General features: G+C 40.2%; 25 protein-coding genes and 2 pseudogenes. 18 read left to right on the forward strand and 9 right to left on the reverse strand.

Translation table 11 applies throughout. The features are described from left to right. The first annotated feature begins 21 nt into the window (after window positions 1-21). Window positions 22-279 carry a DUF896 family protein gene (locus AC6I9F_RS04015; protein ID WP_000371282.1) on the forward strand — a complete coding sequence of 86 codons (258 nt, stop codon included), beginning with the start codon at window positions 22-24 and terminating at the stop codon, window positions 277-279. A 111-nt stretch (window positions 280-390) separates the two neighbouring features. On the opposite strand, the gene AC6I9F_RS04020 is transcribed toward AC6I9F_RS04015, so the two are convergent. From AC6I9F_RS04020 to AC6I9F_RS04035, 4 genes are read right to left on the reverse strand one after another with little or no spacing between them, the layout of a single operon-like run. After that, window positions 391-1629 carry an NAD(P)H-dependent oxidoreductase gene (locus AC6I9F_RS04020; protein ID WP_498022935.1) on the reverse strand — a complete coding sequence of 413 codons (1239 nt, stop codon included), beginning with the start codon at window positions 1627-1629 and terminating at the stop codon, window positions 391-393. 18 nt (window positions 1630-1647) lie between these two features. Beyond that, on the reverse strand, window positions 1648-2253 hold the full coding sequence (locus AC6I9F_RS04025) for an NADPH-dependent FMN reductase (RefSeq protein WP_498022937.1): 606 nt from the start codon (window positions 2251-2253) through the stop codon (window positions 1648-1650). Between the two features lie 59 nt (window positions 2254-2312). After that, the gene (locus AC6I9F_RS04030) at window positions 2313-3236 is read right to left on the reverse strand and encodes an FAD:protein FMN transferase (protein WP_498022939.1); all 924 of its coding nucleotides are present in this window, start codon (window positions 3234-3236) and stop codon (window positions 2313-2315) included. Then, the gene (locus AC6I9F_RS04035; RefSeq protein WP_498023176.1) at window positions 3206-3388 is read right to left on the reverse strand and encodes a hypothetical protein; all 183 of its coding nucleotides are present in this window, start codon (window positions 3386-3388) and stop codon (window positions 3206-3208) included. The genes AC6I9F_RS04030 and AC6I9F_RS04035 overlap by 31 nt, the downstream gene beginning before the upstream one ends. A gap of 351 nt (window positions 3389-3739) precedes the next feature. Here AC6I9F_RS04035 and AC6I9F_RS04040 point away from each other — a divergent pair. The 4 genes and pseudogenes from AC6I9F_RS04040 to AC6I9F_RS04055 form a co-directional block, all read left to right on the forward strand. Further along, window positions 3740-3928 (forward strand): annotated as a pseudogene (locus AC6I9F_RS04040) (thiol-activated cytolysin family protein); the annotation flags it as partial. Between the two features lie 736 nt (window positions 3929-4664). Continuing rightward, window positions 4665-4862, forward strand: coding sequence for a YSIRK-type signal peptide-containing protein (locus AC6I9F_RS04045; protein ID WP_498022940.1), 198 nt, complete (start codon window positions 4665-4667; stop codon window positions 4860-4862). A gap of 117 nt (window positions 4863-4979) precedes the next feature. Next, window positions 4980-5474, forward strand: coding sequence for a hypothetical protein (locus tag AC6I9F_RS04050; protein WP_498022942.1), 495 nt, complete (start codon window positions 4980-4982; stop codon window positions 5472-5474). Beyond that, complete coding sequence (locus AC6I9F_RS04055) at window positions 5452-6051, forward strand: DUF1542 domain-containing protein (protein ID WP_498022944.1); 600 nt, start codon at window positions 5452-5454, stop codon at window positions 6049-6051. Before AC6I9F_RS04050 ends, AC6I9F_RS04055 begins: the two co-directional genes overlap by 23 nt. A 91-nt stretch (window positions 6052-6142) precedes the next feature. Here AC6I9F_RS04055 and AC6I9F_RS04060 read toward each other — a convergent pair. After that, a pseudogene (locus AC6I9F_RS04060) lies at window positions 6143-7083 on the reverse strand (transposase); the annotation flags it as partial. Between the two features lie 115 nt (window positions 7084-7198). On the opposite strand from AC6I9F_RS04060, the gene nox reads away from it, so the two are divergent. From nox to pdxT, 3 genes are all read left to right on the forward strand, one after another. Beyond that, window positions 7199-8578, forward strand: a complete 1380-nt coding sequence (gene nox / locus AC6I9F_RS04065) for a H2O-forming NADH oxidase (protein WP_498022946.1) — start codon at window positions 7199-7201, stop codon at window positions 8576-8578. Window positions 8579-8730: 152 nt separating this feature from the next. Further along, window positions 8731-9606, forward strand: coding sequence for a pyridoxal 5'-phosphate synthase lyase subunit PdxS (gene pdxS / locus AC6I9F_RS04070; protein ID WP_498022948.1), 876 nt, complete (start codon window positions 8731-8733; stop codon window positions 9604-9606). After that, on the forward strand, window positions 9607-10188 hold the full coding sequence (pdxT, locus tag AC6I9F_RS04075) for a pyridoxal 5'-phosphate synthase glutaminase subunit PdxT (RefSeq protein WP_498022949.1): 582 nt from the start codon (window positions 9607-9609) through the stop codon (window positions 10186-10188). It abuts the gene before it with no gap. Between the two features lie 20 nt (window positions 10189-10208). Here pdxT and trhA read toward each other — a convergent pair whose 3' ends face one another. Beyond that, window positions 10209-10856, reverse strand: coding sequence for a PAQR family membrane homeostasis protein TrhA (gene trhA, locus AC6I9F_RS04080; protein ID WP_033681380.1), 648 nt, complete (start codon window positions 10854-10856; stop codon window positions 10209-10211). Next, window positions 10853-11299 carry a DUF1836 domain-containing protein gene (locus AC6I9F_RS04085; protein WP_498022951.1) on the reverse strand — a complete coding sequence of 149 codons (447 nt, stop codon included), beginning with the start codon at window positions 11297-11299 and terminating at the stop codon, window positions 10853-10855. The genes trhA and AC6I9F_RS04085 overlap by 4 nt, the downstream gene beginning before the upstream one ends. 134 nt (window positions 11300-11433) lie before the next feature. On the opposite strand from AC6I9F_RS04085, the gene AC6I9F_RS04090 reads away from it, so the two are divergent. The 7 genes from AC6I9F_RS04090 to trxB all read left to right on the forward strand — a co-directional run bounded on the left by AC6I9F_RS04090 (window position 11434) and on the right by trxB (window position 15788). Continuing rightward, on the forward strand, window positions 11434-11928 hold the full coding sequence (locus tag AC6I9F_RS04090; protein WP_000405828.1) for a GNAT family N-acetyltransferase: 495 nt from the start codon (window positions 11434-11436) through the stop codon (window positions 11926-11928). Further along, window positions 11928-12446, forward strand: coding sequence for a methylated-DNA--[protein]-cysteine S-methyltransferase (locus tag AC6I9F_RS04095; protein ID WP_498022954.1), 519 nt, complete (start codon window positions 11928-11930; stop codon window positions 12444-12446). Before AC6I9F_RS04090 ends, AC6I9F_RS04095 begins: the two co-directional genes overlap by 1 nt. Before the next feature lie 5 nt (window positions 12447-12451). Beyond that, window positions 12452-12808 (forward strand): arsenate reductase family protein, encoded by a 357-nt coding sequence (locus tag AC6I9F_RS04100; protein WP_000889092.1) that lies wholly within the window; start codon window positions 12452-12454, stop codon window positions 12806-12808. 157 nt (window positions 12809-12965) lie between these two features. Next, on the forward strand, window positions 12966-13766 hold the full coding sequence (locus AC6I9F_RS04105; protein ID WP_001103446.1) for an amino acid ABC transporter permease: 801 nt from the start codon (window positions 12966-12968) through the stop codon (window positions 13764-13766). After that, window positions 13766-14509, forward strand: a complete 744-nt coding sequence (locus AC6I9F_RS04110) for an amino acid ABC transporter ATP-binding protein (RefSeq protein WP_000590965.1) — start codon at window positions 13766-13768, stop codon at window positions 14507-14509. The genes AC6I9F_RS04105 and AC6I9F_RS04110 overlap by 1 nt, the downstream gene beginning before the upstream one ends. A 77-nt stretch (window positions 14510-14586) precedes the next feature. Continuing rightward, window positions 14587-14811 carry a DUF4059 family protein gene (locus AC6I9F_RS04115; RefSeq protein ID WP_000926599.1) on the forward strand — a complete coding sequence of 75 codons (225 nt, stop codon included), beginning with the start codon at window positions 14587-14589 and terminating at the stop codon, window positions 14809-14811. A 65-nt stretch (window positions 14812-14876) separates the two neighbouring features. Then, entirely contained in the window at window positions 14877-15788 is a 912-nt protein-coding gene (gene trxB, locus AC6I9F_RS04120; protein ID WP_498022960.1) for a thioredoxin-disulfide reductase, read from the forward strand. 38 nt (window positions 15789-15826) lie between these two features. Here trxB and rlmB read toward each other — a convergent pair whose 3' ends face one another. Both rlmB and def read right to left on the reverse strand, forming a co-directional pair. Next, the gene (rlmB, locus tag AC6I9F_RS04125; RefSeq protein WP_000855765.1) at window positions 15827-16555 is read right to left on the reverse strand and encodes a 23S rRNA (guanosine(2251)-2'-O)-methyltransferase RlmB; all 729 of its coding nucleotides are present in this window, start codon (window positions 16553-16555) and stop codon (window positions 15827-15829) included. 44 nt (window positions 16556-16599) lie between these two features. Beyond that, on the reverse strand, window positions 16600-17211 hold the full coding sequence (def, locus tag AC6I9F_RS04130) for a peptide deformylase (protein ID WP_498022962.1): 612 nt from the start codon (window positions 17209-17211) through the stop codon (window positions 16600-16602). A gap of 322 nt (window positions 17212-17533) precedes the next feature. On the opposite strand from def, the gene AC6I9F_RS04135 reads away from it, so the two are divergent. The 3 genes from AC6I9F_RS04135 to AC6I9F_RS04145 are packed head-to-tail and all read left to right on the forward strand — an operon-like array spanning window position 17534 to window position 20339. Beyond that, entirely contained in the window at window positions 17534-18853 is a 1320-nt protein-coding gene (locus AC6I9F_RS04135) for a CapA family protein (RefSeq protein WP_498022964.1), read from the forward strand. Window positions 18854-18874: 21 nt separating this feature from the next. Continuing rightward, a complete protein-coding gene (locus AC6I9F_RS04140; RefSeq protein WP_112444169.1) occupies window positions 18875-19702 on the forward strand; it encodes an HAD family hydrolase in 828 nt (275 codons plus the stop codon). Between the two features lies 1 nt (window position 19703). Then, a complete protein-coding gene (locus tag AC6I9F_RS04145) occupies window positions 19704-20339 on the forward strand; it encodes an SGNH/GDSL hydrolase family protein (RefSeq protein ID WP_112444167.1) in 636 nt (211 codons plus the stop codon). The last annotated feature ends 77 nt before the right edge of the window (window positions 20340-20416 follow it).

Consider the following 20416-nt stretch of genomic DNA (forward strand, 5'->3'; position numbering starts at 1 on the left):
TCTTATCACAAAGGAGAAGAAATGGATCCGAAAAAAATTGCTCGTATCAATGAGCTTGCGAAAAAGAAAAAAGCAGAAGGCTTGACACCGGAAGAAAAAGTGGAACAAGCCAAACTACGTGAGGAGTACATCGAAGGTTATCGTCGAACTGTTCGTCACCATATTGAGGGAATCAAAATTGTGGACGAAGAAGGAAACGACGTTACACCAGAAAAACTACGCCAAGCACAACGTGAAAAAGGATTACACGGCCGTAGTCTCGATGACCCAAATTCATAATAATATTCTTTCTTTTAACAAAGACAGATGAAAGAATAACCAAAAGACTAGCAGTTTGTGTCTGCTAGTCTTTTTATCACTAAAAAGGAACCATAACGGTTCCTAAAATTATTAGTTACTTGCGCCAGATGTAGCGTCTGCGCCACCACCGTGACCTCCAGCATCACCTGCATCAGAAGCTCCAGATGTGGCATCTGCTCCGCCATGACCTCCAGCAGGAGCTGCAGCATTTCCACCAACTAGACGTTGACCAGTTGTATTGAGGTACCAGTCAAGCCATGGTTGGAAATTAAAGATAATCTCATTAATTCCAGCATATGAACCGTCTGGATAGTACATTGCTTGGTAATTATGGGTATTAATAACACCTTCAGGTGTTCCCGGCACAATTGTACGGACATATTCTTGATCTCCGTTACGCAATACGCCGACAACCCATTCAACATTTTTCATTCTAGAATCTGGCAATGTACCGTGTACTGTTCCTAATCTGTTTCCTGATTGAGCACGTACACGTTTACCAAACATTGTATCTGGGTCTTGGTGTGCGTTATTAAAGTACAAGAATTGATTGTTATCATCTGCAAATGTCAATTCAAATGGCATTGCCTTCAAGAACATGTCAATTTGGTTTACTGTCAAGATACCGTGGTCTAATTTAACGTAAGTATCTCCAGAAACAGCTCCAACAAGTTCAGCAGCTTTTTCTACCCACTCAGGATCATCTGGATCAACACCTTGAATGGTAGTTGCAATTGAATTTGTACAATATAAATCTTCTGCTTCAATTGGTTTTGATTTTTTCAATTTTGAAACGACTCCCACATATTTTACAAAGTTGTCCAAGCATGTTTCAAGGAAATTAATAGTTCCTTCATTTGTGATATTTCCATTAACATCAAAAGCTTCTTTAGCTTTACCAAGAAGGAATTCATTTCCAGGAAGTGTATAGGCATTGACACCTGGAGCGTCAAGAATCTTACGAAGGTGAACTTGGGCACGAGAAGTACCTTGGTCGTAGTAAGATGCTCCCACAATCATGACTGGCTTGTTTTCAAATGGGTGAACTTCGTATGAAAGCCATTCAAGAACAGATTTTAGGGAAGCTGAGATTGTGTGGTTGTGTTCAGGAGTAGCGATGATAACACCATCAGCACGAGTAATTTTGTTATACAAATAACGTAATTGGAAACTTTCATCCCATTTTTCGTCTTGGTTAAACATTGGAACTTCGTCAATTTCAAGAACTTCTAATTCAAATTTAAGTTTGAAGTGACGACGGATAAATTCCAAGAGTTTACGGTTATATGATTGATCGTAGTTTGATCCTACAAGTCCAACAAATTTCATTCTTTTTGGTCTCCTATCTTACAAATTTTCCCAGTCAAAGTCTTCAGCATCTTTGCGAAGTAATTCTTGTGCATTGCGCAATTTTTCTGTGATTTTTACAAAGATACGGAAGTCGTCAAAAATGGCATCCAATTTTTTAATAACATCAAGATCCACTAGGTCTCCACTTGGGTTAAAGGCTTGAAGAGAATGTGAAAGCAAGAACTCATCTGGAAGGACACTTGCTTTAATTTCTGGAGCATTCAAGATTTGGCGAAGTTGTAATTGGGCACGTGATGAACCAAGCGTACCATAAGAAGCACCAGTAATCATGATTGGTTTGTTCAAGAGTGGGTAAATTCCATATGACAACCAAGCAAGAGCGCTCATCAAAACAGCTGGGATAGAGTGGTCATACTCAGGAGTACCGATAATAACGCCATCTGCCTCTTCAATTTTAGCAGCAATTTCTAGAATTTCAGCAGGTACTTGCTTGTCGGCTGGTTTATTGAAGACAGGGATGTCCTTGATTTCAACAAGTTCAATTTCAGCTTTTTCAGCAAAGTGTTTTTGCATGTATTGAAGCAATTGACGGTTTGTAGAACGTTTTGAATTTGTTCCAACAATAGCAATAAGTTTTAACATGAGATTTCCTTTCTCTTTTTACATAATACGATTTTAAAACTCCATTGAAACATCTATTTCTATAGAGTAGGAATTCCTGAAGAACAGCTTAGGTGACCTTCTTTATCGATGAGGATTGCTTCAATCCCCTCCAAACTTTCGACTTGCCAGAGGATAGAAGCAGGTCTTTCTCCAAATAAACGAGTTGTCCAGATTTCACCATCGACTGATTTATCAGAGATGATTGTCAGACTAGCTAGTTCCGTTTCAACAGGATATCCTGTTTGGCTGTCAAAAATATGATGGTAATCTTTTCCATCGACTGTCAGGTGACGTTCATAAATGCCTGAAGTCACGACAGATTTATTGACAACAGGGATAGTCATTAAGTGATTTCCCCTAGGATTGGCTGGGTCTTGAATCCCGATTTGCCAAGGTTGATTCCCTCTTGCCTGATTTTTTCCAATGGTCAGGATATTCCCTCCCAGATTGATCAAGGCAGATGTCACTCCCTCTTCTCTAAGAAATTGGGCAACCTTATCCGCACTATAACCCTTGGCTAAACAACCAAGATCAATCTTCATTCCTTTCTGTTTTAAAAACACAGTGGAAGTGGAAGAATCTAACTCGATATAATGAGAATTGATTAAAGGTAGCACTGATTCAATTTCTTGAGGCTGGGCCACTTTGGCATCTGAAAAACCGATACGCCAGGTTTGAATCAAGGGACCAATGCTGATATTGAGATGACTAGAGGGCGCTAGGCTATGTTTTAATCCAAGTGAAATCAGTTCAAACAGATCAGGATGAACTTTGACTGGAGCTATTCCAGCTTGATGATTGATTTTCATCAACTCAGATTCTTGGCTATTGGCATTGAAGCGGTATTCAAGCTCTCTGAGTAAATCAAAGGATTTTTGGAGCAAGGTATCAGCTCGCTCATCCACTAATGAAATAGTGATAGTGGTTCCCATTAGCCGTTCAGAATGTGAACTAAGAGGCAAGCTACCAACTCCTTTCTCTTATAGAAAATAAGTTGTAATATCAAGTAATTATATGAATTGAAGCCCTTACATTTTATTTTCATGTTATTAGAATACCATAAAGTTAGAATTTTCACAAATAAAATTTGGAAAAAGTCAAGAAATATGCTCAGGAAATAAAGAATAATTGTAAGAAAGACTGATAATACAATACAGATTATTTACATTGTTTACTATAGTGGATTGAATCTATAATAGTATATAATGGTTACTAAAACATTTTTAGACATTAATTTGCTGTTTTCTCTGTACTTTATATGGTAACTGTGTTACACTGATTATGAAGACTAGCAGGGAATCTCTAAGAACGGGCGCTTTTCTAAGATTCATGAGGCTGGGACAAAAGTCCGACCTCAAATATAAAAAGCGAACAAAACTAGTTTTCTGGTAATCAAAATTCTAATTTGTTCGCTTTTCGCATTTAATTATAGATTTGAAGGGCTTAATAATTAAGATTTTTAAAAATTGAAATCTTTTTGTCCCAAACTCATCCAGGTTTCCCTCTATCCTATTCTACTACTTTCTTGCGAGACAATGTAGTGGACACCTTCCAAAATAGTACAGACAATGTCGAAACTAAGGTGGTCGCTTATAAGAATGGAGAGTTGGTCTTGACAGCCAAGTCTGCCTCTTATCTTTTATATTATTTGACTGCATATCTTGAGACCTTGTTCCTATAATTCATCACAACACACACACACACATATATATATATATATATATATATATGTGTGTGTGTGTGTTGTGATGAATTCCTCGTGATAGCTTAAATACTGGATATTTCTAAAAACAGATACTCTAATGGAAATCAAAGAGCAAATTAGGAAGCTTTTTAGAAAGAGTTGTCGAGATTTATCGAAAGCAAGGGAAATTCTAACTGATAGCAGTTATCAAGGGCTAATGAGGATGTGTCCTCAGGTTAAAACGGCAGTCAAATCAAGAAGACTTTCTCCCTTGACAGAGGATGATAGGCCCTATAACCGTTCCTTATCATGACATCATATAAAAGGTAGAGAAGGTATTTGTCAAGGTAGGAGGTGCTCCCCAGAAGTTAGGTAGAAAAATCTAACTTTTGGGGGGCAGTAGGGTAAAGGTCTTTCAGATTTTGTCGAGGATCGATCGAAATCCAAGAAAAAGATTTAGATGTGAAAGAGGTGATGCTATTGACAGGTATGGGAAGGGAATCGCCTTCCGTTTAGAAGCTTGTGAAAGAAAGAGAGGTGAACGCAACATTCACGATCGAAGTGAATCGTAAGAGAATTTAAGGGATAATAGTGAGAGAAGGTTTCTCATTGAAGTTTATTTGTGTTTCAGAAAAAGCATCCAGCATCTATATGCTGGGTAGCAAAGTTTTATTTAGTTTATATAGTAAGGAGAATTGAAATTAAAATGAAACATCCATTTAGTGGTCGCCAGCGTTTTTCGATTAGAAAATTTGCATTTGGGGCGGCATCAGTATTATTAGGTACAGTATTATTAGGTACAGTCTTTCTAGCTCAGAGTCCAGTAGGAGCCCATGAGCAAATGCAGGAGCCTAATGTCAAGTTATCAGAGGACGGGCTTCCTCCCTCAACCAGCAGTTTATAGACAAGTCCCTATGAACTAGGAAAACAAGAGGAAGATCCGCAACCCATTAGTATAGGGACGGATAGAGCGGCGTCAGCCATCAACTCGAAGTATATATATTCTGTTGACCAACTACCAGTGCCAGATGAGAAGCTTTCTGCCCCAAGTTATTTGAGAAGTACTTGGCCTGAGGCTCTGTACAAATGGTTAGTCACAAATGCTAAACCGAATACATTTCGGATATATACAGATGAATTTGATGATAGAAAAATTGCCTTAATCAACCCAAAACCTAAAAAATTATCTACTAGATTATATAGGGAAGATGCTACGACTGATACAACTGTCTTAGATATTTTTTTCGTGAATAAAGATGTGAGTTACGTAGTTTTGGAGACAGTTCCTGGCGGAGATGGTAGAGCTCGTTTAAAACTGATTGGATATCAAGAACAGGAGTTAGAAGTTCTTCAAATTCCTATATCTCATTTATGGATTGGAGAAAGTGAATATAGAGAAAGAGAATTAGAAAGAAGACGTGAGTTAGAAAACAAGAAAGACGCAGCTAGACAAGTTCTTCAAAAGGCTCTAGACGAAACGCTTCAGAAAATTGATGAAACTAAAAGGCTTGGATAGCGACCAGAGGACTCATCTTAAAGATGCATTAAATAAGATCTTTGAGAAAACCAAGGATGAGATAGATAAAGCCAAGGATGAAGATTCTGTTTTAGCGTCTCTACAGAATGGAACGGGCTCTATGTCTATTCTCTTAGAAGGCGCAGGCCAAGGCGGCACAGATAACAATGGCGCAGGTCAAGGCGGTCCAACGAAGAATGCAGCTAAACAAGCTCTTCAACAAGCAGCAGAAGCTAAGAAACGTGAGATTGCGGCAAATAACCAGTTGACAGATACAGAAAAACAAGCAGCAAAAGACTTGGTAGACAACGAAGTTACAGAAGCAAATCGTAAGATAGATGAGGCAGGAAGCGTTCAAGCCTTAGAACAAGCGAAAACAGATGGAATAGATTATATTAATAGAATCCTAACTCAACCAGGCGGAGAAGGTAACACTACTAATACTCGTAACAAGAGATCACTTCCAAATACAGGAACTACTAGCTCAGCAACAATGCTTGCTGCTGCAGCAACAAGTGCCTTCTTGGGTCTTGGATTAGTAGGACGTCGCCGTCGCAAAAAAAATAAAGAGGCTTAAAGTGCCTAAGAATAACTCTTTATAACCTATAATGGTTGATGAAAAGAGTGGAAGAACGGCTCTTTGTCAACTGTAGTGGGTTGAAGAAAAGCTAAGCTCGAGAAAGGACAAATTTCGTCCTTTCTTTTTTGATATTCAGAGCGATAAAAATCCGTTTTTTGAAGTTTTCAAAGTTCCGAAAACCAAAAGCATTTCGCTTGATGAGTTTGATGAGATTATTAGTCGCTTCCAATTTTGCGTTGGAATAGGGTAACTGAAGTGCATTGACAATCTTCTCTTTATCTTTCAGAAATGTTTTAAAAACAGTCTGAAAAAGAGGATGAACCTGCTTTAGATTGTCCTCAATGAGTCCGAAAAATTTCTCTGGTTCCTTATTCTGAAAGTGGAAAAGCAAGAGCTGATAGAGATTATAGTGGTATTTCAAGTCTTCTGAATAGCTCAAAAGCTTGTCCAGGATTTCTTTATTGGTTAAGTGCATACGAAAAGTAGGGCGATAAAATCTCTTATCGCTAAGTTTACGACTATCCTGTTGAATGAGTTTCCAGTAGCGCTTGATAGCCTTGTATTCATGAGATTTTCTCTCAAATTGATTCATGATTTGAACACGCACACGACTCATAGCACGGCTTAAGTGTTGGAGTAAAACAGTCCAGTGGACTGTTTTAGCCTGAGTTTAGAAATAGAATAACGAAGGGTGAAAGCGATCAAGTACAATTTTTGCATTTGGGAGTGAAACAGTCTGGGAGACTGTTTCAGCCTGAGCCTAGAAATTCGAAAGCGAAGCTGTTTAGCCAAGTCATATTAAGGACTAAACATATCCATAGTAATGATTTTCACCTGACATCGAACGGCTCTATCGTAGCGAAGAAAGTGATCACGAATGAGAGCTTGCGTTCTACCCTCAAGAACAGTGATGATGTTGAGTTTGTCAAAATCTTGCGCAATGAAACTCATCTTTCCCTTTGTAAAGGCATACTCGTCCCAAGACATGTGAGTTGGTAGGTAGGATAAATCCATTTTGAATTTGAATTCTTTTTACTGTCTTTTTTCAAATAAAAATCGGGAAAATTAGCTAAACTCTTGTAAACGCTAACAGTAAATGTTATACTAGAAGAGTAAATTTAAAATTGAAGGTAGGAATTTTTCTATGAGTAAAATCGTTGTAGTTGGTGCTAACCACGCTGGTACAGCATGTATTAATACCATGTTGGATAATTTTGGAAATGAGAACGAAATCGTTGTATTTGACCAAAACTCTAACATCTCTTTCCTAGGATGTGGAATGGCTCTTTGGATTGGTGAACAAATTGACGGTGCTGAAGGCTTGTTCTATTCTGATAAAGAAAAATTGGAAGCTAAAGGTGCTAAGGTTTACATGAACTCACCAGTTCTTTCAATCGACTATGATAATAAAGTCGTTACAGCAGAAGTTGAAGGAAAAGAACACAAAGAATCATACGAAAAATTGATTTTCGCTACAGGTTCTACACCAATCTTGCCACCAATCGAAGGTGTTGAAATTGTTAAAGGAAACCGCGAATTTAAAGCAACTCTTGAAAATGTACAATTCGTTAAATTGTACCAAAACGCTGAAGAAGTGATTCACAAATTGGCTGACAAGAGCCAACACCTTGACCGTATCGCTGTTGTAGGTGGTGGTTATATCGGTGTTGAACTTGCTGAAGCCTTTGAACGTCTTGGAAAAGAAGTTGTTCTTGTTGATATTGTAGATACTGTCTTGAACGGCTACTATGACAAAGACTTCACACAAATGATGGCGAAGAACTTGGAAGACCACAACATCCGCTTGGCTCTTGGTCAAACTGTTAAAGCAATCGAAGGTGACGGTAAAGTTGAACGCTTGATTACTGATAAAGAAAGCTTTGACGTGGATATGGTTATCCTTGCAGTTGGTTTCCGTCCAAACACTGCCCTTGCTGATGGTAAGATTGAACTCTTCCGCAACGGTGCCTTCCTTGTAGACAAGAAACAAGAAACATCTATCCCAGGCGTTTACGCTGTAGGTGACTGTGCGACTGTTTATGACAATGCTCGTAAAGACACTAGCTACATTGCGCTTGCTTCAAATGCTGTTCGTACTGGTATCGTTGGTGCTTACAACGCTTGTGGTCATGAATTGGAAGGAATTGGTGTTCAAGGTTCAAATGGTATCTCTATCTATGGCCTTCACATGGTTTCAACTGGTTTGACACTTGAAAAAGCAAAAGCTGCAGGTTACAATGCAACTGAGACAGGATTTAACGATCTTCAAAAACCAGAATTTATGAAACATGACAACCATGAAGTAGCTATCAAGATTGTCTTTGACAAAGATAGCCGTGAAATTCTTGGTGCACAAATGGTATCAAACGATCATGGAATTGCGATGGGAATCCACATGTTCTCACTTGCTATCCAAGAGCATGTAACAATTGAAAAATTGGCCTTGACAGACCTATTCTTCTTGCCACACTTCAACAAACCATATAACTACATCACAATGGCTGCCCTTACAGCTGAAAAATAATATTTGATGAGCTATCTGGTCTTGCTTTAAGGTCAGATAGTTTTTTAGTTAATCTGTACCCACACAATTATGATTTTTCTATCTTGTGATTCATTCTAATCTAACTTAAAATGAAATGGTAGCTACCAATACAAATGATGAGGATAAAACAAATGACTGAAAATCGTTATGAACTAAATAAAAACTTGGCGCAGATGCTCAAGGGTGGGGTTATCATGGACGTTCAGAACCCTGAACAGGCCCGTATTGCAGAGGCTGCTGGTGCGGCTGCTGTTATGGCCTTGGAGCGGATTCCAGCTGATATTCGTGCTGCGGGTGGCGTTTCCCGTATGAGTGATCCAAAGATGATTAAGGAAATCCAAGAAGCGGTTAGCATTCCAGTAATGGCCAAGGTCAGAATCGGGCATTTTGTTGAAGCTCAGATTTTAGAGGCTATTGAAATTGACTATATCGATGAGAGTGAAGTACTATCTCCAGCTGATGACCGTTTCCATGTGGACAAGAAAGAATTTCAAGTTCCTTTTGTCTGTGGTGCTAAGGACTTGGGTGAAGCCTTGCGTCGTATCGCTGAAGGTGCTTCCATGATTCGCACAAAAGGAGAACCGGGTACGGGGGATATCGTCCAAGCTGTTCGTCATATGCGTATGATGAATCAGGAAATTCGCCGCATTCAAAATCTACGTGAGGACGAACTTTATGTTACTGCTAAGGACTTGCAAGTACCTGTAGAATTGGTTCAATACGTCCATGAACATGGAAAATTGCCAGTTGTAAACTTCGCGGCTGGAGGCGTTGCAACGCCAGCAGATGCTGCGTTGATGATGCAATTAGGGGCAGAGGGTGTCTTTGTCGGTTCAGGTATTTTCAAGTCAGGAGATCCTGTTAAACGAGCGAGTGCCATTGTTAAAGCTGTGACTAACTTCCGAAATCCTCAAATCCTAGCACAAATCTCAGAAGATTTAGGAGAAGCCATGGTTGGTATTAATGAAAATGAAATCCAAATTCTCATGGCTGAGCGAGGAAAATAGATGAAAATCGGAATATTGACCTTGCAAGGTGCCTTTGAAGAACATGCAAAAGTGCTAGATAAATTAGGCGTAGACAATGTTGAAATCAGAAATTTAGAGGATTTTCAGCAAGATCAGAGTGACTTGTCAGGTTTGATATTACCTGGTGGTGAGTCTACAACCATGGGCAAGCTTTTGCGAGACCAAGACATGCTGATTCCCATTCGAGAAGCCATTCTATCTGGCTTACCAGCCTTTGGAACCTGTGCGGGCTTAATTTTGCTGGCTAAGGAAATCACGTCTCAGAAAGAGAGTCATCTTGGAACTATGGATATGGTGATCGAGCGCAATGCCTATGGACGCCAACTAGGAAGTTTCTATACGGAAGCAGAATGTAAGGGAGTAGGTCAGATTCCAATGACCTTTATTCGCGGTCCGATTATCAGTAGTGTTGGAGAAAATGTAGAAATTCTAGCAAGAGTTGATAATCAAATCGTTGCAGCCCAAGAAAAAAATATGTTGGTAACTTCTTTTCATCCAGAATTGACTGATGATGTGCGCTTGCACCAGTACTTTATCAATATGTGTAAAGAAAAAAGTTGAGACTGAGTTTCTCAACTTTTTTACATGTAATAAACAATGGCAATGTATTGGAGGGTAGATGCTGCTAGGATAAAGAGATGCCAAATCATGTGGAAATAAGGTTTTTTCTTAGCATAAAATCCAGCTCCAACTGTATAACAGAGTCCGCCAGTTACCATGAGACTCCAGAAAATTGGTGTTGTTTGACTGATAATGGCAGGAATGATAGCTAGAACCAACCAGCCCATAATCAGGTAAAGAGCAAGGCTAAATTTCTCATTGACTTTTTTAGCAAAGATTTTATAGAGAATACCAAAGATGGTCGTTCCCCATTGAATGGCAATAATTAGATAGCCAAACCAGTTATTCATTAAGGTCAAGACGACGGGCGTGTAAGATCCAGCGATGGCAACATAAATCATAGAATGGTCAATGATTCGCAAGACATATTTGTGGGTCGAACCATAGGCCATAGAGTGATAAATGGTGGATGAGAGGAACATGAGAAAGAGACTAATAACGAAAATGGAAACGCCGATAGATGATAAAAATCCGTGTGCTTCATAACTATAGGTGGATGAAATAGGGAGTAAGATGAGCATGATGACGGCACCTACGGCATGGGTCACGCTATTAGCAATCTCCTCTCCAAAACTGAGTTGTTTGCTGAGTTTAAGACTAGTGTTCATCGGATTACCTCCTCTTCAGTATGATGGATTAAGTCTAGAGTTTGATGATAGAGTTTAACGGTTTGGCAGCTGGTTTGGATAATAGGGTTAGCTGGATTAATTCCTTGGTTCATGTAGTCCACAAAAGCATCGTAGAGTTGGTCTGAACTTGCTTGAGTTTGGAGAGTATTCAGTGTCTGGGCTATTTCTTGAATAGAAAAGACAGACTTGAGGGTTGTGATAGCAATCAGACGGGCAATTTGTTGGCGTTGGTATTTTTTCTTGTCAGGCTTTGTCAGGTAACCATGTTTGACATAGTTATTGACCATGGATGCTGTTAGACCCTTATCTTTATCTGGAGAGATAGGGGCGCAGACCTGATTGACATAGAGCAAAACCTGGTCCAGATAGAGGTCAATATTTGGAATTTCTGCCCATTTTGGGTAGGAAAAGGTAGTTTTCATTTCCAACTCCTTTTTATCTAGTTTTAATAACTAGATTATAAAATAATAAAAACAGAAAGTCAAGTTTTAACTGCTTGTGAAAAGGCTTAAATTATGCTATGATGGGAGAAACTAGTCAGAAATGAGGAGAAAAGATGGAGATTCGTTTAGCTTTTCCAAATGAAGTAGATGCCATCATGCAGGTGATGGAGGATGCTAAAAAATGTTTAGCGGATGCTGGTAGTGACCAGTGGCAAAATGGTTATCCAAATGCTGATATTATTATTGAGGATATTATCTCAGGTCAAGCCTATGTAGCCTTGGAAGAGGGAGAACTATTAGCCTATGCTGCTGTGACCAAGAGTCCAGAGGCAGCCTATGAAGCCATTTATGAAGGCAACTGGCAAGCTGGGGAGTCAGAGTACCTAGTCTTTCACCGTATTGCTGTGGCAGCAGATGTTCAGGGACAGGGGGTTGCTCAGACTTTCCTAGAGGGCTTGATTGAAGGTTTTGATTATCTAGATTTTCGCTCAGATACGCATGTTGCAAACAAGGCCATGCAGCATATTTTTGAAAAACTAGGTTTTAAACAGGTTGGTAAGGTTCCAGTTGATGGTGAACGCTTGGCCTATCAAAAATTAAAGAAATAATGCAAAAGAAGTACGCAAAAATGTTCTACTCTTCGCCAATTGGTATTCTATCACTGGTAGCTGATGAGCATTATTTGTATGGAATTTGGGTGCAGGAGCAGAAGCATTTTGAGAGGGGGATAGGAGATGAAACGATAGAAGCAGTTGTTAGTCATCCCATTTTAGACTCAGTTATTGCTTGCTTAGATGGTTACTTTAAAGGCAAGTCTCGGGATTTATCCGACTTGCCCTTGGCTCCAATCGGAACGGATTTTGAAAAGCGAGTTTGGTCCTATTTACAGGGAATTCCTTATGGTCAGACAGTGACCTATGGACAAATAGCCCAAGACCTGCAAGTGGCTTCTGCTCAAGCAATTGGTGGAGCAGTGGGACGCAATCCTTGGTCTATCCTAGTACCTTGTCACCGTGTGCTGGGAGCAGGCAAGCGTCTGACAGGTTATGCTGCAGGAGTGGAAAAGAAAGCCTGGCTCTTGGAGCATGAAGGCGTAGATTTTAAAGATAGAAACAATAGAAAGTGAAAGACATGTTAGAATTTATCGAATATCCAAAATGTTCAACTTGTAAAAAAGCAAAACAAGAATTAAACCAACTCGGTGTGGACTATAAAGCCGTCCATATCGTGGAAGAAACACCTAGCCAAGAAGTGATTTTAAACTGGCTAGAAACCTCAGGGTTCGAGTTGAAGCAATTTTTCAACACCAGTGGAATCAAATACCGTGAACTAGGGCTGAAAGATAAGGTAGGAAGTCTGTCGAACCAAGAAGCAGCCGAGTTGCTAGCAAGCGACGGTATGTTGTTAAAACGGCCGATTTTAGTAGAAAATGGAACTGTTAAGCAAATCGGTTATCGAAAACCTTATGAAGAATTGGGATTGAAATAGTTTTTATCTATCTCTTTGATAGATAAAATATATAACCTCTCTGTTTCAAAGTATGATAAACTAGTAGGTAGACAAAGTCTATACCTGACCGTAGCAAATAATTTCATTGACGGCAGAAGTATGGTAGAATGAATCATTATCAGGAGAGGATGTTTTTATGAATGTTACAACGATTTTAGCATCAGATTGGTACCAAAACTTGATGCAATTGATTCCGGATGGCAAGCTGTTTAGCCTGCGTTCGGTCTTTGATGGGATTCCAAGAATTGTCCAACAACTTCCAACAACGATTATGTTGACAATTGGTGGTGCCTTTTTTGGCTTGGTTTTGGCACTTCTTTTTGCCATTGTGAAGATCAATCGTGTCAAGATTTTATATCCCTTACAGGCCTTCTTTGTTAGTTTCTTAAAAGGGACACCGATTTTAGTGCAACTCATGTTGACCTACTACGGAATTCCTTTGGCTTTGAAAGCCCTCAATCAGCAATGGGGGACTGGTCTCAATATCAATGCCATTCCAGCAGCAGCTTTTGCGATTGTCGCCTTTGCCTTTAATGAGGCAGCTTATGCTAGTGAAACCATTCGTGCAGCCATTCTCTCAGTTAATCCTGGTGAGATTGAGGCGGCACGCAGTCTGGGTATGACGCGAGCACAAGTTTATCGACGAGTGATTATTCCAAATGCGGCAGTTGTGGCGACTCCAACCTTGATCAATTCCCTAATTGGCTTGACCAAGGGTACGTCCCTAGCCTTTAGTGCGGGTGTTGTGGAAGTCTTTGCCCAAGCTCAGATTTTAGGTGGTGCCGATTACCGCTATTTTGAACGCTTTATCTCCGTTGCCCTTGTTTATTGGGTAGTCAATATCGGAATTGAAAGCCTCGGTCGTTTCATCGAGAGAAAAATGGCTATCTCTGCACCCGATACAGTGCAAACAGATGTGAAAGGAGACCTTCGTTAATGATTAAGATTTCGAATTTAAGTAAATCCTTTTCAGGACAGACTGTCTTGGATCATCTGGACTTGGATATTCAAAAAGGGGAAGTTGTAGCCTTGATAGGTTCTTCAGGAGCTGGAAAATCAACTTTTCTTCGTAGTCTCAATTATCTTGAAACACCTGACAGTGGCTCGATTCAGATTGATGATTTTTCAGTTGATTTTTCTAAAATCACTCAAGAAGAAATCCTTGCCCTACGCCGTAAGCTGTCTATGGTTTTCCAACAGTTTAATTTGTTTGAACGCCGAACAGCACTTGATAATGTGAAAGAAGGCTTGGTTGTTGTCAAGAAATTATCTGACCAAGAAGCGACTAAGATTGCCAAGGAAGAGTTGGCTAAGGTTGGGCTTTCTGATCGTGAAAACCATTACCCTCGCCATTTATCAGGTGGACAAAAGCAACGGGTTGCTCTAGCGCGTGCGCTTGCTATGAAACCAGATGTCTTGCTCTTAGACGAACCAACTTCAGCCCTTGACCCAGAATTGGTCGGTGAAGTAGAGAAGTCTATTGCGGATGCTGCTAAGTCAGGACAGACTATGATTTTAGTCAGTCATGACATGTCCTTTGTAGCCCAAGTGGCTGATAAGATTCTCTTCTTAGATAAGGGGAAAATCATCGAGTCTGGAACACCGGATGAGATTATCCACCATCCTAAAGAAGAGCGGACAAAAGAATTCTTTGCTAGTTACAAACGGACTTATATTTGATATAATAGATAAAGGAAAACTCAGTTAGCTGGACTAGCTGAGTTTACTCTTTAAAAAAGAAAGAAATGAGAGAAATCATGCTACTGCAACTATTTTCTTTATATTTCGAGAGTTTGATCTTGACCACCATCCTTGTCCTGATTTTTTTAGGGATTTGGATTGGACTAAGAGCCATGTCGGGAGTTGATAAGACAGCTAAGGCTCGTCAAGCCCATCTCTATGATATGATTATGATTGGAGTCTTGGTCGTTCCAGTATTATCCTTTGCGGTTATGAGTTTAATTCTTGTTTTCAAGGCATAATCCTTGCTTGATTGACAAGAAAGAGTTAGAATAAAGATAGTTACAACAAGAAAGAAGGAAACTATATGTACGATACTATTATTATCGGTGCTGGACCTGCAGGGATGACTGCGGCCTTGTATGCTGCTCGAAGCAATTTGAAAGTAGCCTTGATTGAAGGTGGTCTGCCAGGTGGTCAGATGAATAATACATCTGATATTGAAAATTACCCCGGATACGCTAATATTAGTGGACCAGAATTGGCTGAAAAGATGTTTGAACCACTTGAAAATCTCGGTGTTGAGCACATTTATGGTTATGTTGGAAATGTCGAAGACCATGGTGATTTTAAGAAAGTGATTACTGATGACCAAACATATGAAACACGTACCGTTATCGTAGCAACTGGTTCTAAACACCGTCCTTTGGGAGTGCCTGGAGAAGAAGAACTAAACAGTCGTGGTGTTTCATACTGTGCCGTGTGTGATGGTGCTTTCTTTCGTGACCAAGATTTGTTGGTAGTTGGTGGCGGAGATTCAGCTGTCGAAGAAGCCCTCTTCTTGACTCGTTTTGCTAAGACTGTTACCATTGTTCACCGTCGTGACCAACTTCGTGCCCAAAAAGTTTTACAAGACCGCGCCTTTGCGAATGAGAAAATCAGCTTTATCTGGGATTCTGTAGTGAAGGAAATCAAGGGTGAAAACCGAGTAGAATCTGTCGTATTTGAAAATGTGAAAACAGGTCAAGTGACAGAACAAGCCTTCGGTGGCGTCTTTATCTATGTTGGATTGGACCCTCTTAGCGATTTTGTTAAAGAATTGAATATCCAAGATCAGGCAGGCTGGATTGTGACAGATAACCACATGAAAACTGCAGTTGACGGTATCTTTGCAGTTGGAGATGTTCGCCAGAAAGACCTTCGCCAAGTAACAACAGCGGTTGGAGATGGAGCTATCGCTGGTCAAGAAGCCTATAAATTTATCACAGAACATAGTTAATCATAAAAAAGTTTCCAATCAGATGACTGGAAACTTTTTTATAGTCTGTTTCGGAAAACTTCGTACATGAGAATGGCCGCAGCAACACTGGCATTAAGGCTTTGAACATGGCCATTCATGGGAATGGTAATCATTTCATCGACCTGTTTTTTAATGTTGCTAGAGATGCCTTTTCCTTCATTTCCGATGATGAGGGCGATTTTCCCTTTTGTATTCCACTTATGGCAAGGAGTACCGTTCATATCCGTTCCAAAGGTCCAGAAGCCTTCATCCTTGACTTTGTCCAGAGTTTGGCTCAGATTGGTCACTCGGGCGATGGGAACGTGCTCGATAGCACCTGTGGCCGTTTTGGCAACGACGGGGGTAACACCTACAGCACGGTGCTTGGGAATGATGACACCTGAAACATTGGTCGCATCGGCTGTTCTCAGGATGGATCCTAGGTTGTGAGGGTCAGTCAAACCATCCAGAATCAATAGCAAAGGATTTTCTTCTTGGCGTGTTTTGGAAAGGATGTGATCTAGCTCGCTATAGGCAAATTCGGACACTCGTAAAACAAAACCTTGGTGGACAGCACCTTCAGTCATCTCAGAGAGGGATTTTTTTGAGGTCCAAGAAATGGACACCTTCTTTTCTGTAGCCAGTTCCTTGACTTTCTCAAGATTCTTACCTCGGAGATTTTCTTGGAGGTAGAGTTTGTTTCCAGTATTTGCAAGGAGGGCTTCGGTAACGGCGTGGACGCCATAGACAATATCATTTGTTTTCATGCCTCTATTATAACACAAAACCCCGTCTTGCAACGGGATTTTCTTTATTCTAGAATCAGTAAACCATCTTTAACTGCAAATGGGTCTTTTTCATTGATACGATCGTAAAACATGATACCGTTAATGTGGTCAATTTCATGCTGAACAACGATGGAGTTGTAGCCTTTGAGTTTGATACGGTGTTTTTCTCCATCTTTGTCAAAGTAGTCAACAGTAACGCGGGCATGGCGAACAACATAGCCAGGCACGTTGCGGTCTACAGACAGGCAACCTTCTCCTTCACCAAGAGCAGCGTCTTGAACCGAGTGAGAGACGATTTTTGGATTGTACATAATGGCTTGTAAGTCGTAGGCGTCCTTTGGAGTTTCACCTTCTTCAACAATATTAGGTACCAACACAGCGATAATGCGTTTTGAGATATCCAACTGAGGAGCAGCCAGTCCAACACCACCGCGGAGTCCCATTTTTTCAGCCATGACGGGATCTTGGGAATGTTTAAGGAATTGCATCATCTTTTCGCCTAGGATGATTTCCTGGTCAGATAGGGGGAAAGTAACTTCCTCAGCAACCGCGCGTAGAGTTGGATTCCCCTCGCGGATAATATCATTCATATCAATTAAGTGAGCAGCTTTTGTAATACGTTCTATAGCAGACATTTTCTCTCCTTTCATTACCTCTACATGATAACACAAAATGACAAGGATTGAAAGTATTACAGCCTTGATTTATAGAAAATAGATAGGATGTTCAATTCATACTCAATGAAAATCAAAGAGCAAACTAGGAAGCTAGCCGCAGGTTGCTCAAAAAACTGTTTTGAGGTTGCAGATAGAACTGACGAAGTCAGTAACATATATACGGTAAGGCGACGCTGACGTGGTTTGAAGAGATTTTCGAAGAGTATCAATTGTGAAAGAATTACTTATCTGTGATATAATAAAAAGAAAAGGCTTGCATAAGAAAGTAGGGAGAATGAAGATGCAAAGAAGACAAGATAGAAATCAGGGTGGTTTAGCTTTTCGTTTTATGAAGGGCTTGGTAAACTTTTTTAGGAGTTATCGCAGGTGGAGCAATAAAGGATTTGTGGCGGTACTCTTGCTAGCAGTTGCTTTATCAATGGGCTTGGTCTTATTGTTTGAAAGTTTCCAAGGCATGCCTCTGACCAGTCAAAAACGAGATACTATTTCTCAAGAGGGGACCAAGCAAAAGTCTCAGGAGCAGGAAGAGGAAAAATCTGCTAGAATTATGGCCAACGGAGATTTGCTCTACCACGATGGACTTTTCTTTTCAGCTAAAAAAGAAGACGGTACCTATGACTTTCATGAGAATTTTGAGTATGTGACACCTTGGCTCAAGCAAGCAGATTTAGCTATTGGTGATTTTGAAGGAACCATCAATAAGGATCATTATTTAGCGGGTTATCCTCTCTTTAATGCTCCTGCTGAAGTTATGGATGCCATTAAGGATGCAGGTTATCATGTGCTGGATTTAGCTCATAATCATATTTTGGATTCGCAAATTGAGGGAGTTATTTCAACGACCGATATTATTGAGAAAGCTGGAATCACTCCAATCGGAGTTTATACGCATGAACCACGTGATCAGGCTCCGCTGGTCATTAAGGAAGTGAATGGTATCAAGGTTGCACTGTTAGCCTATTCCTATGGTTTCAATGGAATTGAGCAGTATATTTCTCAGGAAGACTATAATCGTTATCTTTCAGATTTAAACGAAGATAAGATGAAGGCTGAAATTGAACGGGCAGAGAAGGAAGCAGATATCACCATTATCATGCCTCAGATGGGTGTGGAGTATCGCTTGGAACCAACTGAAGAACAAAAGGCTCTTTATCACAAGATGATCGATTGGGGAGCAGATGTTATCTTTGGAGGGCACCCACATGTAGTTGAGCCATCTGAAATTGTTGAAAAAGATGAGGAGAAGAAACTCATTATCTATTCAATGGGGAACTTCATTTCCAATCAACGGATTGAATCTATGGGAGATGAAGAGAATGCTAAGTGGACTGAACGTGGCGTTCTCATGGACGTGACCATTAAGAAGAAGGATGGAAAAACAACTATCGGAACAGCTAAAGCTCATCCTACTTGGGTCAATCGAACACCAAAGGGAACTTTTTCACCAGAAGGATATCCCCTATATCATTATCAAACCTATATATTGGAAGATTTCATAGAGGGTGGCAGTCATCGTGATCAATTAGATGAAGCGACTAAGGAACGAATTGATACAGCCTATAAAGAAATGAACGAACATGTAGGATTGAAGTGGGATTAGTTTGAATACAGAGGGAAGTAAATGACGATTAAGGTAATTGCGACAGATATGGATGGAACCTTGCTGGATGCCAGAGGACAGCTTGATATTCCACGCTTGGAAAAGATTTTAGATCAGTTGGATCAAAGGGGTATTCGTTTTGTCATCGCGACGGGGAATGAAATTCACCGCATGAGGCAACTACTGGAGCACTTGGTCGATCGAGTGGTTCTGGTTGTTGCCAATGGTGCTCGTATTTTTGAAAACAATGAATTGATTCAGGCTCAGACTTGGGATGATGCCATTGTCGATAAGGCTTTGGCTCATTTCAAGGGTCGAGCGTGTCAGGATCAGTTTGTTGTAACGGGTATGAAGGGTGGTTTCGTCAAAGAAGGTACGATTTTTACAGATCTTGAAAGTTTTATGACTCCAGAAATGATTGAAAAATTCTACCAACGGATGCAGTTTGTGGATGAATTAACCTCTGACCTCTTTGGTGGTGTGCTCAAGATGAGTATGGTTGTTGGTGAGGAACGTTTGAGTTCGGTCTTGGAAGAAATCAATGACCTCTTTGATGGCCGTGTTCGGGCTGTATCGAGTGGCTATGGTTGCATCGATATCCTTCAAGCTGGGATTCATAAAGCATGGGGCTTAGAAGAATTACTCAAGCGCTGGGACTTGACCTCCCAACAAATCATGGCTTTTGGTGACAGTGAAAATGATGTTGAAATGCTTGAAATGGCTGGAATTGCCTATGCGATGGAAAATGCTGATGACAAAGCCAAAGCTGTTGCGACGGCTCTAGCGCCAGCCAACAGCCAAGGAGGAGTTTATCAAGTCTTGGAAAACTGGTTAGAAAAAGGAGAATGAAGTGGCAGTACAGTTATTAGAAAATTGGTTACTAAAGGAACAAGAAAAAATCCAAAACAAGTATCGTCACTTAAATCAGGTTTCTGTTGTAGAGCCAGACATTCTTTTTATTGGTGATTCCATTGTCGAATATTATCCTCTGCAGGAACTATTCGGGACTTCGAAGACAATTGTCAATCGAGGAATTCGTGGCTATCAGACAGGACTGTTATTAGAGAATCTAGATGCGCATCTGTACGGTGGGGCAGTAGATAAAATTGTCCTTTTGATTGGGACAAATGATGTCGGAAAAGATGTGCCTGTGAATGAGACTCTCAATAATCTCGAAGCTATCATACAGTCTATTGCTCGCGATTATCCATTGACAGAGATAAAATTGCTTTCCATTTTGCCAGTCAATGAGGGAGAGGAGTACCAGCAGACAGTCTATATCCGTACGAATGAAAAAATTCAGAAATGGAATCAAGTCTATAAAGAACTTTCTTCTGCCTATATGCAGGTGGAATTTTTGCCAGTTTTTGATAGTTTGACAGACCAAGAAAGCCAACTCAAAAAAGACTATACTACTGATGGATTGCACCTCAGTGTTGCTGGTTATCAGGTTTTGACAAAAACCTTGAAAGACTATCTTTACTAAATAGCGAAATAATGTTAAATTTGAGCATAATATCTTGTAAAAAATTCTAAAATCCTTTAAAATAAAAAGTGACGGAG

The organism is Streptococcus nakanonensis (assembly GCF_059738785.1).